Annotated in this window: 12 protein-coding genes and 1 pseudogene; 6 read left to right on the forward strand and 7 right to left on the reverse strand. The window is 42.4% G+C overall.

Features of this window, described 5'->3' with window-relative positions; all coding sequences use genetic code 11:
• The 3 genes and pseudogenes from ACYVRH_RS01875 to ACYVRH_RS01885 form a co-directional block, all read left to right on the forward strand.
• A pseudogene (locus ACYVRH_RS01875) lies at positions 1–287 on the forward strand (hypothetical protein); the annotation flags it as partial.
• Positions 288–566: 279 nt separating this feature from the next.
• The gene (locus ACYVRH_RS01880) at positions 567–1,427 is read left to right on the forward strand and encodes an Rpn family recombination-promoting nuclease/putative transposase (RefSeq protein WP_461255233.1); all 861 of its coding nucleotides are present in this window, start codon (positions 567–569) and stop codon (positions 1,425–1,427) included.
• A 363-nt stretch (positions 1,428–1,790) separates the two neighbouring features.
• Complete coding sequence (locus ACYVRH_RS01885) at positions 1,791–2,375, forward strand: hypothetical protein (RefSeq protein ID WP_461255234.1); 585 nt, start codon at positions 1,791–1,793, stop codon at positions 2,373–2,375.
• A gap of 326 nt (positions 2,376–2,701) precedes the next feature.
• Here the strand turns inward: ACYVRH_RS01885 and ACYVRH_RS01890 are convergent, their stop codons facing one another.
• A complete protein-coding gene (locus ACYVRH_RS01890; RefSeq protein WP_461255235.1) occupies positions 2,702–3,154 on the reverse strand; it encodes a hypothetical protein in 453 nt (150 codons plus the stop codon).
• Positions 3,155–3,420: 266 nt separating this feature from the next.
• A complete protein-coding gene (locus ACYVRH_RS01895) occupies positions 3,421–3,753 on the reverse strand; it encodes a hypothetical protein (RefSeq protein ID WP_461255236.1) in 333 nt (110 codons plus the stop codon).
• A 494-nt stretch (positions 3,754–4,247) separates the two neighbouring features.
• On the opposite strand from ACYVRH_RS01895, the gene ACYVRH_RS01900 reads away from it, so the two are divergent.
• The 3 genes from ACYVRH_RS01900 to ACYVRH_RS01910 all read left to right on the forward strand — a co-directional run bounded on the left by ACYVRH_RS01900 (position 4,248) and on the right by ACYVRH_RS01910 (position 7,431).
• A complete protein-coding gene (locus ACYVRH_RS01900; protein WP_461255237.1) occupies positions 4,248–5,156 on the forward strand; it encodes an Rpn family recombination-promoting nuclease/putative transposase in 909 nt (302 codons plus the stop codon).
• A 242-nt stretch (positions 5,157–5,398) separates the two neighbouring features.
• A complete protein-coding gene (locus ACYVRH_RS01905; protein ID WP_461255238.1) occupies positions 5,399–6,316 on the forward strand; it encodes an RpnC/YadD family protein in 918 nt (305 codons plus the stop codon).
• Positions 6,317–6,561: 245 nt separating this feature from the next.
• Entirely contained in the window at positions 6,562–7,431 is an 870-nt protein-coding gene (locus ACYVRH_RS01910; RefSeq protein WP_461255239.1) for a hypothetical protein, read from the forward strand.
• 34 nt (positions 7,432–7,465) lie between these two features.
• Here the strand turns inward: ACYVRH_RS01910 and purF are convergent, their stop codons facing one another.
• From purF to ACYVRH_RS01935, 5 genes are all read right to left on the reverse strand, one after another.
• A complete protein-coding gene (gene purF, locus ACYVRH_RS01915; protein WP_461255240.1) occupies positions 7,466–8,875 on the reverse strand; it encodes an amidophosphoribosyltransferase in 1,410 nt (469 codons plus the stop codon).
• A complete protein-coding gene (locus tag ACYVRH_RS01920; RefSeq protein WP_461255241.1) occupies positions 8,862–9,434 on the reverse strand; it encodes an ANTAR domain-containing response regulator in 573 nt (190 codons plus the stop codon). Before ACYVRH_RS01920 ends, purF begins: the two co-directional genes overlap by 14 nt.
• Before the next feature lie 43 nt (positions 9,435–9,477).
• Complete coding sequence (gene glmS / locus ACYVRH_RS01925; RefSeq protein ID WP_461255269.1) at positions 9,478–11,286, reverse strand: glutamine--fructose-6-phosphate transaminase (isomerizing); 1,809 nt, start codon at positions 11,284–11,286, stop codon at positions 9,478–9,480.
• A 170-nt stretch (positions 11,287–11,456) separates the two neighbouring features.
• A complete protein-coding gene (locus ACYVRH_RS01930; protein ID WP_461255242.1) occupies positions 11,457–12,596 on the reverse strand; it encodes a SpoIIE family protein phosphatase in 1,140 nt (379 codons plus the stop codon).
• Positions 12,593–14,305, reverse strand: a complete 1,713-nt coding sequence (locus ACYVRH_RS01935; RefSeq protein WP_461255243.1) for a [Fe-Fe] hydrogenase large subunit C-terminal domain-containing protein — start codon at positions 14,303–14,305, stop codon at positions 12,593–12,595. The genes ACYVRH_RS01930 and ACYVRH_RS01935 overlap by 4 nt, the downstream gene beginning before the upstream one ends.
• Positions 14,306–14,307: the final 2 nt, after the last annotated feature.

Below are 14,307 nucleotides of genomic sequence, written 5' to 3' on the forward strand. Positions count from 1 at the left end.
ACGATGAAAAAAGGGCTAAAATAATTGATATAACCAACCGAGAGGAGGGCATAGCGATGGCAGTAAAAACCATGACAGGCTTCACGCAGAACGAGATAGAATACATACGCAAGATGGGTGAGTTAAAGGCTGAACTAGACTATCAAAACGGAATGGTATGCGCCAAACGTGAAGGCCAGAACAATGCAAATCTCGAAAGCGCCAAAAAAATGAAGGCTGATAATATGTCTGTGTCGCTGATCAGTAAGTATACTGGGCTCTCTGAGGAAATTATCGGGCAGATTTAATTAGTAGTGAGCAATTAACAATGAGCAATGAGCAGTGAGCAATTAGAAATTAGCAATGTTGTTGTTCGTTATCTGCGCGTGAAGTTTACGCATAGCCCTCGGACAAAAACCCCACTCCCTACTCCCTACTCCCTACTCCCCACTCCCAGTGTGAAAATTTTTTCGAAAAATTTCTAAAAACAGTCAAGCAAAATGCAGAGTCCGCACCCATATAGGGTATGTAGTTTTTAAAAACCGTCTTGCGGCGGTCAGCTACAAATCTTTTTATGGAGGACATTTATGGAAAATGCCAACGAAAAACACAAGGACACCGTTTTTACTTTTCTTTTCAGCAATCCTGCCCTATTGAGGGAACTGTATTCCGCTATAAAGGGAGTCACCCTTCCGCCGGACGTGCCTATCGACATTAACACGCTTCAAGACGTACTTTTTAGGAGGCAGAGAAACGACATTTCGTTTTTAATCGACAACCGGCTCATTGTTCTGATTGAACACCAGTCAACTATCAACGATAATATGCCGCTAAGGTGCCTGATGTACGTTGAAAAACTGTATGAAGTAATAACAGACACCGAAGACAAGTTTAAAAGGAGGCTCGAAAAAATCCCAAAACCGGAGTTTATCGTTCTGTACAACGGCGCAGACCCGTATCCAGATTACAAAGAGTTAAAGCTTTCAGACGCTTTTATGAAAACTGACACAATAAAGATTGATTCGCCTCTGGAGCTTGTAGTACAGGTTTACAACATCAACAAAGGGCGCAATCAGGGGATATTGGGCAAAAGCAGGACTCTTGAAAATTACAGTCAATTTATAGACAAGATACGCGAGTATCAGAAGGAGTATCAATGGAAGTATCCCGATAAGAAAAAATTACTTGATAAAGCGTTCAGATCTGCTATAAACTATTGTATAAAGAACAATATTTTAAAGGATTTTTTAAGAAAGCACGGTTCGGAGGTATTAAATATGTTGTACAGTGAATATGACCCGGAAGTAGAAATGAGAGTTGTCAGAGAAGAAACTCGAGATGAAGCCGAAGAGTATTTCATTGAATTGCTAGATCAAGATTTGACTAAAGAGGAAATTAAAAAGCGGCTTCAAGAGAAAAAAAGAATTCTTAATGAAGCGCTATTCTGAGATTAGCAATTAACAATTAGCAATGAGCAATGAGCAATTATCAATGTTGTTGTTCGTTATCTATGCGTGACTAAGAGAGGGAGTGGGGAGCAATTAGCAGTTAGCAGTTAGCAGTGAGCAATTAGCAATTAGCAGTGAGCAATGTTGTTGTTCGTTATTTGCGCGTGGGCTTCACGATAAGATTGCGGACAAAAATCCCCGCTCCCCCTTTGTGATCTTCTCTTCCTTAGTGTTCTTAGTGAGAAATTTTTTCGAAAAATTTTTAAAAACAGTCAAGCAAAACGGCAAGTCCAACTCATATATAGGTATGTAATTTTTAAACCTTTTTATGAAGGTTTTGAAAAAACTATCTGGTTTAGAGTAATGGAAGAAAAAGAACGGCAGGTTAAAAATAAGCATCTCAAAAAGTGGAATAAAATACCTTCAATTCAAACACGAGAAGAATTCCAAAATTTTATTAATCAATCTCTTGAGAATAGAGAGGGAATAAACAGAAAAGTAAAAATAGGAGAAATAACAGAAGATGCAAAATTACGCATTGATAAAATATATGGAAAAAGCATGTCAAGTATTGGCATTGATAACAACGGAATAATTCATGCTCACCAAAGAAAACATAATCTTGAACATGATGATTTACTTTATGCTGTAGATATTATTAATACAACATCGGATATATCACTATCAAATTCAAAACATCAAGATTGTGATGTTTTAGTATTTAAAAAAGATATTGATGGAAATATTAAAATTCTTACAGAGGTTCATAAATCTAAAGATTATTTAATGATTTTTGACGCTATGAGAAAAAACAAGGCACAGAGGCGCCCCGATGCTACAAAAATGTTCCCCGGAGCTAACGTCCAAGACGCTCCTCTTCTAGCCTTTTTAGATAATATACCACAAAATACCACCAATGTCAATGGCAAAAAATTAAAAAGTAAATGATGAATTGTTTTTTCGGTCAAACAAAATGAGAGAGCTAACGATTACGCTTTACACGTAGTTAAAGCTAACGCTAATCCCTCTTGTTCGTGTGGATTTTAATACGCAAGAATTTCACACGAAGAACACGAAGGTACAAAGATCACGAAGAGAGGGAGTGGGGAGTAATTAGCAGTTAGCAGTGAGAAATGAGCAATTAGCAGTGAGCAATGAGCAATTAGCAGTGAGCAATGTTGTTGTTCGTTATCTATGCGTGACCTTCACGATAAGATTGCGGACAAAAAAAATCTCCATGCGCTGGATTACAGGCATGGAGAATGAATACCTCATTAATCGTTGCTTATTTGTATGAATTGATTAAACGTAAAATTTGATATTGGATCTTGAATATTAAATTTAATAGATTGAGTAGTGCCTCCTGAATAAGCAAAATTGACATCATCAGTATCATCATTTGGTGTATTCATATTAAATATTAGTATAATAAAAGAACTACCTGTACCAGTGTATGGCTCACCATCTTTTATAGCTGATATCAATGGTATATTAACAGTTGTGGAAACATTTACCTCACTATAGGCTTTAAGGTTTGCTTTTCCTTTTTTGGAAACATCAGCAATACCTACTACGACCTTACCGGCATAAGTTGTTGGAATACCAGAAATCACAAGAGATTTTGGTATGCCGTCACTACCTTCATCTTCTAATGCACAAGCAGTCATTGAAAGTGCTATCATCGCTACTATGGCGATAATGGTTAGTAATTTGTATGTGTTTTTCATTTGAAAAACTCCTTTTGTGATGCCACCTCCTTCTTTTGGCGGTCAATCACTTAGATTGACTATCCATACGGACAGCCTATGAAAAGCCGAAAATATCGGCGTTTTCTTACTTTTAAAAACTTACTAAAAACCGGGTTAACACGGAATTGAGAATAATCTCACAGCTTCAGGCGCACCTCCTTTTCGTTGTACCATTAACTGCATATTCCGTATTAACCCGTATTTTCCCTAATTAAAAACCCAATTCTGTTATTCCTAACAGGTTTTTATTCAATTTTTACCTTTTGAGTTTGCCCAAATATCACGGTAACTGGTGCAGAAAAAAGTGGGGACGGAAATAAAGCGACAACCGTATAAAGTCCGTCTTCATCAAAATCAAATGTTTTTGTTTGTCCTTTAGTCATTGGTGTTCCTTTACCTGCTAGAAGATCAGTAGTTGCTTTTGCAATATCTACTCCTTTGACAATGATAACATAGTTACTAGCACCAAGAGGACCATCAGCATTGTTGGTTACCTCAATAGAGCCGCCTTTTTCGCATGAGATAAATAGGAATGTCATCGCCACGATTACCACAAATAATTTTATAAAGTTCTTCATAATAAGCCTCCAAAGCTATTATATTTTCCGCCCATACGGGCAAGATTTTAAATGCCGAAAAACGGCGTTTTTTAAGAAAAGGAAAATTTGTTCCCTTCTTAAACATCAATATAACACAATAAAAATATATTTTCAATAAATGACCAACAAAAAAATGTAGTATTTCTTATTCAAAATTGACAAAAAAGACTTTAATGTCAAATAAAGAAAGAAAAACTCACATAGCGAAAGAAACAATTAGCAATTAGCAATTAGCAATGAGCAATTAGCAGTGAGCAATTAACAATTAGAAATTAGCAATGTTGTTGTTCGTTATCTGCGCGTGAAGTTTACGCATAGCCCTCGGACAAAAACCCCACTCCCTACTCCCCACTCCCAGTGTGAAAATTTTCCAAAAAATTTTTAAAAACAGTCAAGCAAAACCGCGAGTCCGCGCCATATATAGGGAACCTTCTTTTTGAAGGTTCGGGAAAAAACTATTTATGGAGTTGATTATGGAAGCAAACAATCAAAATCCCGCTCAGTACGAGTGGGGCCCTTTCCCTTTCAGGGACGGGGAGCGTATCTTGGACATCCGCTATGACCAGGTGTTCAAAGCCGTATTCACTAAAGACACGTCAGCGTCAAGAGGAGCGCTATCAGCACTGATTTCTGCGCTTATCGGGCGCGTTGTCAAGGTGGAGACAATTATCGCCAATGAGCCGCCTGTTGACGATTTGCGGCAGCGGTATCTGCGCTTCGATGTCGCTTGCAGAACGGAGAAAAGCGAGCCTGTCAACGTCGAAATGTCGTTTAATCCTAATGCGGATGAACTTGTTCGACTTGAGTACTATGAGGCAAAGTTATTTATCGGACAAGACATTCACGGGGAAGAAAAAAATTATAGCGATTTAAAAGAGACGTATCAAATTGCTATTCTGGCAAAACATCAATTTTTTCCGGACGAAGAACTAATACACAATTTTCTTTACTATGATCCTAAAATCAGCGTCCCGCTTGGCGGAAAAACAAGAATAATCACTGTCGAACTGATAAAGACTAAACCGATAGCCGACAAACCCATTGAAGATATGACAACTGCGGAATTATGGGCGGTGTATTTTCAATATTTGACAGACGAGGGGAAACGAGCTAAAATTATTGATATAATTAATCGAGAGGAAGGTATAGCTATGGCGACAGAAACGTTATCGAAAATAACGCAAGATGAGATAGAATACGCTCGTATGACTACACTGTTAAAAAGCGAACTTGACTATCAAAGTGGAATGGTATGCGCCAAACGTGAAGGCCGCAAGGAAGCAAATCTCGAAAATGCACAAAAAATGAAAACAATGGGCTTTTTAACGGAACAAATACAAGCTGTTACTGGGCTCTCTGAGGAAATTATCGCGCAGATTTAATTAACAATGAGCAATTAGCAATGAACAATTAGCAGTGAGCAGTGTTGTTGTTCGTTATCTGTGCGTGAAGTTTACGCATAGCCCTCGGACAAAAACCCCACTCCCTACTCCCCACTCCCAGTGTGGAAATTTTCCAAAAAATTTTTAAAAACAGTCAAGCAAAACCGCGAGTCCACGCCATATATAGGTGCCTGATCACTTGCAAGTGGTCAGGCGGGAAAAAACCACTATGGAGGACATTTATGGAAAATGCCAACGAAAAACACAAGGACACTGTTTTTACTTTCCTTTTCAGCAACCCTGCCCTATTGAGGGAACTGTATTCCGCGATAAAGGGAGTCACCCTTCCGCCGGACGTGCCCATCGACATTAACACGCTTTCAGACGTACTTTTTAGGAGGCAGAGAAACGACATTTCGTTTTTAATCGACAACCGTCTTATCGTATTGATTGAACACCAGTCAACCATCAACGAAAACATGCCGCTCAGGTGCCTGATGTACGTTGAAAAATTGTATGAAGTGATAACAAATCCCGAAGACAAGTTCAAAAGGCGGCTCGAAAAAATCCCAAAACCGGAGTTTATCGTTCTGTACAACGGCGCAGACCCGTATCCCGACTACAAAGAGCTAAAGCTTTCAGACGCTTTTATGAAAACTGACAAGATGAAAATTGATTCGCCGTTGGAACTTGTTGTGCAGGTTTACAATATCAACAAGGGGCGCAATCAGGATATATTGGGCAAGAGCAGAACGCTTGACAATTACAGCCGGTTCATAGACAAAATACGGGAGTATCAGAAGGAGTATCAGCGGATGTATCCAGAAAAGGATGACAAAAAAAAATTACTTGATAAATCGTTCAGATCTGCTATAAACTATTGTATAAAGAACAACATTCTAAAGGATTTTTTGAAGAGGCATGGTTCGGAGGTATTGAATATGTTGTACGGTGAATATGACCCTGAAGTGGAAATGAGAGTTGTCAGAGAAGAAGCGCTTGAAGAAGGCGAAGAAATTGGCATAGAAAAAGGCATGGAAAAAGGCATGGAAAAAGAAAAATTAATTATCGCAAAAAATTTGCTTTCAAAAGGTTCAACGCTTGAATTTGTGCATGAAATCACAGGACTCTCCACAGAGAAAATAAAAGAAATATTATGAGCAGTGAGCAATTAGCAGTGAGCAGTGAACAATGAACAATGAACAATGAGCAATGAGCAATGAGCAATGAGCAGTGTTGTTGTTCGTTATCTGCGCGTGAAGCTCAAGCATAGTTCCCTACTCCCCACTCCCAGTGTGAAAATTTTTCGAAAAATTTTTTAAAAACAGTCAAGCAAAATGGCACTCTCGCACCCATATAGGGTATATCAACTTTTGATATAAAACCTTGTTTTCGGGAGTAAACTATGCCAACGGTAAAAAAGAAAATGAACATGGAAGAAAACATGGATTCAGAATCAGTACGCATCTCATGGCACCCCGCTTTTGTGGAGGCCTTGCAAATGGAGCTTCAGGAGTATCAGGACGTTCTGGAATTTCATCCCGAATACCAGCTCACTTCCGAACCTTTGCGGATAGACTGTGTTGTCATAAAAAAAACGAAAGAGGCGGTTATTAAAAAGAACATCGCCGTCATATTCAAGGAGTGGAATCTTATGGAATACAAAAGCCCGGAGGATTATGTGTCTGTAGCCGATTTCTACAAGGTCTACGGTTATGCCTGCCTTTACGCTTCGTTTAACAAAGTGCCCATAACCAGTTTGACGGTTTCTTTTGTAGAAAGCCGTTACCCTAAAAAACTGTTGAAGCATTTAAAATATGAGCGTGGTTATAATGTTGCGAAAACTAGTTTCGGGATATATACTGTAAGCGGGAACATATTGCCTATACAGGTAATTGACAGCAGTAAACTTTCTGCTGAAGAAAACCTGTGGCTAAAAAGTCTGAGCGACAAACTGGGGTATGAGGAGTTTTCGCGGGTAAGCGATGAAATAGAACGGCAAGGAAAAGCGGCGCGGTTAGGCGCGTATTTTTATGTAATATCCGGAGCAAATAAAAAGGCGATGAAGGAGGTAATAAAAAAAATGAAAAATACGTTTCATCAGGTGCTTGAAGAAACGGGCTTGAAAAGCTCATTGGAAGAACGAAAATCGTTTAGTATTGCGCAAAACATGGTTAAACTGGGGCTTCCTATTGAAATAGTTATATCGGCTACCCAGCTTGATCCTGAAAAGGTAAAAACATTGTATCAGGAAAAAGTGGTTAGTGGAAACTAATGGGAAAACACGCCGTGTGAACTCTTTCGGCTGACTACTCAAACACATTCTTTTTCGCGCGTTTCTCATTCCCATTCCCGGAAAAACAAGCAGTGCAAAAATCAAGAGCGCAGCCTCCGCAGGCTTTTTTTAAACCGTCAATATTGATGTATCCCAAACTGTCCGCGCCGATTTTATGGCAGATTTCGTCCAAACTCATTTTATTTGCAATCAGGTTTTCTTCGCTGTCTATGTCCGTTCCGTAGTGGCAGGAATATTTGAAAGGGGGCGAAGAAATCCTCATGTGCACTTCCTTCGCTCCCGCGTTTTTAAGGCTCTTTACAATTTTTTCGCTAGTTGTGCCGCGCACAATGGAATCATCAACAAGGACGATTCTTTTTCCTCGGATACCCGCCGAAAGCGGATTAAGTTTTAGCCTGACCGCGCTGTCGCGCTGCGTCTGAGTGGGGTAAATAAAACTCCGGCCAATGTATCTGTTTTTTACAAAACCCGTAATCAGCGGAATATCGCTTGCGGCGCTGTAGCCGTAAGCCGCATCAAGGCCGGAGTCGGGAACGCCGCAAACAACGTCGGCTTGTACGGGATACTCCTTCGCCAGTTCAAATCCCATGTTGTACCGCGCGTTATAAACGCTTAATCCGTCAATCACGGAATCAGGGCGCGCGAAATACACATACTCAAAAATGCAAAGCCCGTGATTATTTTCTTTTTCTTCAAGTTTTACGCCATGATGCGTTATCTTCCCATTTTCAATTATTACGACTTCTCCGGGCAGAACATCGCGGACAAATTCAAAACCGCATGCGTCAAGAGCGCAGGTCTCGGAAGCGACAACGCAGCCAATTTTGCTTTCACCAATGCAAAGGGGACGGAAGCCGTTTGTATCGCGGACTGCTATCAGCTTGTTTTTGCTTGTCGCTATGACGAGCGAAAACGCCCCCTTTAGAAGCCCTGCGGCTTTGGTGACTCCTTCAAATGAGCTTTTATTTTCTGTAATATAATATGCGATTAACGAAGAGACAACTTCACTGTCGCTGGTCGCGCCAAAATGGACGCCTAGGCTTGCCAGTTCTTTGCGCATTTCAGAAGCGTTTGTAATATTTCCGTTATGGGCGGTCGCGATTCTGCCCGTCAGATATTCCGTAACAAAAGGCCCTACGTTTTCCTTTGTATTGTGTCCTGTTGTCGAATAACGCGTATGGCCGACTGCCACGCCGCCCTTTGGCAATTTTTTCAGTTCTTCGCCGGAAAATACTTCGTTGACCAAACCTATGTCTTTATGACATAGGATACTTCGATTGTTGGAGACGGCAATGCCGGCTCCCTCTTGCCCCCGGTGTTGAAGCGCAAGCAAGCCGTTGTAAGTAATGCCCGCCGCTTCATCGTCTGTTAAACTGGCTCCAAAGACTGCGCACTCCTCATTCAGTTTCCTAAAAATTTTCATACCTTTTTAAAATCCCCTCCGCTACGCTCCTTCTTGATGATCGCATATCCATCGCCTGTTTTTCAATATACCTGTGAGACTCCTGCTCGCTCATTTTCATATATGAAATTAAAATGAATTTTGCGCGGTCAATAACGCGTATATCCTCAATCTTTTGCTTCAACTGCGCGTTTTCCGCCTGCATCTTCTTTATCCTGCCCTGAACCGATTTTACAATCGACAACGCCGACCAAAAAACCGCCTTGTCAACAGGTTTTGAAATTGTTAAAACTCCGTCTTCCTCACAGGCGGCGGAGACGGAATTGAAGGATTCGTTTTTTACAATGAGGACAACCTGCGATACGCCTTTAGAGGCTACAGAGCGCGAAAAACCTTCGCCTGATTCATCAGGAAGCGGAGAATTGACAATCACCAAATCAAAGTTCTGTTTTTGCAAAAGCTTGCGGGCGCTTTCAACTGACTTTTGGCAGATAATTTGACGGCAGGAAGCCGCGCTTAACATCACAGTAAAAAAGCCGGTGTCTTTTTCTATGTCTGAAACTATTAATGCGCTATCCATACATTAATAATATAGAATTAACGATTTTTGTAGAATACCACCCTTATTCAACGGTAACGCTTTTTGCGAGGTTTCTCGGCTTGTCAATATCCAGTCCCTTATTCGCGGCGACATAATAGGCGAAAAGCTGCAAAACAATAACCGACAAAGACGGGGAAAATAAATCCTGACTTTCCGGCAGAGCGATATGAAAGATTTTTTCGGCAGATTCAACTGCAGGGCAGTTGCCGATGAGCAGTACCTTCGCGCCCCGGCTGATAACCTGTTCCACATTGCTCATAATTTTTCCGTAGAGCGAGGCGCAGTTTGAGATAGCGACAACAAGCGTATCTTCCTCAATTAAGGAAATAGTTCCGTGCTTCAATTCGCCGCCGGCGTAAGCCTCGGAGTGAATGTAGGAAATTTCTTTCAGCTTGAGAGAACCTTCCAGCGTAATCGCGTAATCAATATTTCTGCCGATAAAAAAGATGCTCTTACAGCCAACGCAGCCGGCGGCGTATTTTTGAATCGCATCGATCTGCTTAAGTATGTTCTCAACCTTTTCCGGCAGGGCTGAAATTTGCGATAACAGTTCCCGCTCCTTTTCCTCCGGTATTTTTCCCAGTTTCACGGCGAACCATACGGCTAAAAAATACAACAGCACAAGCTGGGCGGAAAAAGCTTTTGTCGTCGCCACGGCAATTTCCGGCCCTGCAGAAGTGAACAGGCAAATGTCCGCTTCCTTCGCGATTGTACTGCCCACCACATTGACTATTGAAAGCGTAAAAGCGCCTTTGTTTTTTGCCTCGCGCAGCGCCGCGATTGTATCTGCGGTTTCGCCTGACTGGCTTATTAAAATGACAAGAGTTTTTTCGTTAATTACCGCGTCCCTGTACCTGAACTCGCTTGCAAGCTCAACTTCAATCGACTGAAATCTGCACAGCCGCTCGAACACGTATTTTGCGGTAACTCCCGTGTTGTACGCCGAACCGCAGGCGGTTATCACGATCTTTGTAAAGCGCGATACGTCAAGAGCGTCAATTACGCTCTTATAGTTATTTAACGCCGATTTTATCGTTTCGCGCAAAACTTTAGGCTGTTCCATAATTTCTTTGAGCATGAAATGCGGATAGCCGCCTTTTTCCGCGCTGTCAAGATTCCACGTTATCGTCTCCAAAGTTTTTTCAAGCGGTTCTTTGTCGATGTTAAAAAATTTGACGCTGTCTTTCCGAAGAACGGCAATTTCTTTATCGTTAAGATAGTAGATCTTGTTCGTATGTTTCAACACGGCTGGCACGTCAGAGGCGATAAAATTACCGTGTTCGGACACGCCGATAATAAGCGGGTTGTCTTTTTTTATGGCGATAAGAACGTCAGGCTCGTCAACGCAAATAACCCCCAGCGCGTAAGAGCCTTCCACCGCGTTTGCGGTATGAATCACAGTATCCAGCAAATCTCCGTTGTAATAATGCTCCGCAAACTGCGCGATTACTTCGCTGTCCGTTTGCGATGCAAAATTTACCCCCCAATGCTCAAGGCGTTCTTTTAAAAGCTTGTAATTTTCTATTATGCCATTATGTACAACGGCAATTTTATTTTTACTCCCCAAGTGCGGGTGGGAGTTTATGTCAGACGGCTCCCCGTGAGTAGCCCACCGCGTGTGGCCGATCCCCAAGTGCCCCGTAAGCGGACGCTCCGCCAGCCTCGCTTCCAACGCCGTAAGGCGCCCCTTTTGTTTTATCACGTCGAAGCCGTTTTGCCCGTAAACAGCGATACCGGATGAGTCGTATCCCCGGTATTCAAGTTTTTTAAGCCCCTCAACAATAACGGGAACAGCGTCTTCTTTCCCTACATAACCAATAATTCCGCAGATAGTCTTACCCTCCTGATATGCCAAACACTTGGTTTAATTTATAAAAATTTGAACTGATTGTCAAGGGAAAAAAGAAATTCTACCACGAACCACACGAACACCACGAACTTTTTGTCCCATATCTTGTCGTTGTTCGTGTTGGTTCGTGGTAAAAAAAATAAAAGAAAAATTTAATAGTACTGTTCTATCACTAGTTTGCCCATTTTTTTCAGGCTTGCGGCAATATTCTGGATTATGTGCTTGCGGAGGTGGACGCCTGTCTGCTTAAAGATCAGATCTTCGTGCGCGGAGTTTGCGGCATTTCCTACCATTAAATAAATAACGTCCGCTGCGTGCAGCATTAGGCAGATGCGTTCAGCCGCGGTGCTGGTGGACAGCCGTTCCACCGGCTCATCAAGAATATTATAGGCTTGATTCAACGTGATTGCGCCTTCTGTTACTAAATCAATTCCTTCAATGCGGTAATCCGGAAGCTGCCCGTAAGTTTTACTCATAGTAGTTTCTACTTTTAAGCCTAACTCCTCCGAAATAATATCCGTAGTCGTGGAACCGCTGAGTATCTTCTTGCCCGGCATATCCATAAACTTTAACGCGTAATTATGATTCATCGACCGGTTGGAAGGCGGCCCTGTCAGCAGAGTTAACTCATTCGCTTCTCTGCAGTTGAGCAGTACAAGGGTAGTGTCATCCTCGTGGTTTCCGCCCGATACGGTTTTGCACATCTCAACAATGCGTTTTGAAAGATTGGCAATACTATCATAAGGCTTATAGTTTAAGTTGATGTAAGATGAAACTCCGTCCGAGCCGATGCCCATTCCATGCCCGTGTCCTAGGCCGGCCTGGCTTACTCCGTCTGAAAACATTAAAATGGAATCTCCAATATTAAGGACGCCTGAAGACTCTCCAATCACTTCAAAGCCGGCAGTGTAAAAACGCGGGGTAAGAACTTTCGCGTGGTTGTTTTGCATTAAAATAGGGTTTGGCGACTCATAAGAATAAATGGTAAATTGGCCGTCGGGTGAAATTAAAACTGCCGAGAAGGCGGAAAACGGGATGTCTTCTTTACGGGCGCGATGCATGGACGCGGCGACCGTTTCACTTGTCATGCGGATGGACATTCCCCTACGAATCAGTTCCAGAATACGGTTGGCGCAGGTGATAGCCGAGATATTGGCGTAAATCCCCGAACCAACTCCGTCGCATACCACATAAACCGTACCAATCGCCGTCCGCTCATAAAGGCAGAAATCTCCGCAGACTTCATGTTTTTTTTTATTTTTTTGATAAAGAAAATCATCAAAGAATTTCATGCCGTTTCACCGCTGTCTTCTTCATACAGCCCGATCAGACGCTTTGCTATTTCTTCGCTTTGCGCGGTGCTTTTGCCAAGATAATGCGCCATCTCCTGCGCGAACCGCACTTGATGATCCAGAAACTCCCTCGCGTGCATTAAGGTTTGCGATTTTATCGTATCCAACTGCCCGGAATCAAATTTGAGTTTTGATATATCGGAATAAATTCCGACATACTGCTTTTCTTCCCTCAGCGCATAGAGAATTTCATGATACTTGATCCCGTATTTTACCTGTATTGATTCATATTTATCCACAGCGCCGGAATGTAAGCTTTCAAAACCGCTCGCGTTTACAAGATAAGATATGCGTCTTCCTAAAATGCCGTTGTTGCACGTAAACATCCTTTGAAAAGCGGGATTCATCTTAACTATGCACAACTCGCTGTCTAAAACCACGCAACCGTTTGGCGTTGTGTCAATAATTCTGTCTGTGCGCTGTTGGGCAAGACGGCGCATGTAAGGAATGCACATCTCAGGCTCCGCCATGCCACGCACTACCGCGATTGCGTTTTCAGTACAACTGTTATAACCGCACGCGCCGCAGTTGAGTTGCAGTTCGGGAGTTATTTTTCCAGTGAGTTCAAATATTTTATGGATTTGATTTTCCGTTACCTCTTGCTGTTTTTGTTCGTCCAAAACAAAATTTGTCTGATGAGAAATCTTTTGCTCAGGGAACGCCTTGTTATTTAAAGCCGCCGCCTGCGCGTAACGAATTACGCTTTCCCGCCTTGTAAACAGATTATGAGCGTAAGCCTCGGACTCTTCGTTTCCAAAACATGGCCCCCCGACACAGCCGCCTTTGCAAAACAGCGGCTCAATCAGTTTGCCGTCAAAATCTGAATTGTTGGAAAACAACTCTAAAATATCATCAGCCCCGCTTATGTGTAATACGTCCGTCTGCGTCCCGTCATTTTGAATGTTGCCGGTTTTCAACATCCCGCCCTGAATGGGGAACAGCCTCGCGTCTCCTGTCTCATAAAATTGATCAAAACTGCTTTCAGGACAGTTTTCCAGTTGAATGTTTTCAGATAAAAGCCACTGTGAAAGTTCATTAAAAGTTAAAACAACGTCCACCGCGTCAACATTTTCCGGCCTTAAAATCTCCTGTTTTTTTGCAGCGCAGGGACCGATAAAAATTACGGCGCAACCTTCGTGCTTATCTTTAATCATTCTGCCGTGGGCTATCATTGGGGAAACTACCGGTATTAAAGCGTCCAAATATTCAAAGTGGTACTTTTCAATAAAATTGACAACGGCAGGGCAGGCGGTGCAAATGCTTCCCTTCTGCGGCTTTGCGAAAGATTGAACCGTAATGTATTTTGCGCCCTCGGCAGTTTCACTGACAAATTTAAAACCCAATTGGCGTAACGCGGAAGGAAGGCGTCTGCTGAGAGGGCCGGGAAACATGGCTGCAAAAGACGGCGCAATGCTGGCGGCTGCGATTCTGCCGCCTGCAAGCAACGTCTTTGCCTCCTCTAAATCAGAGCGCACGGTCTTGGCGTGTTGGGGACATTCCCGCACGCAAGTGCCGCATTTGATGCACAGATCATCCTCAACGTGCGCCTGTCCGCTGCTGATACTGATGGCTTTTACCGGACATTCACGCACGCAGCGGTAACAATCCTGACAGTTTGCCGTAATGGTAAAAATTGTCTGCTGTTGCATAA

This window comes from Treponema sp. R80B11-R83G3 (assembly GCF_054786115.1).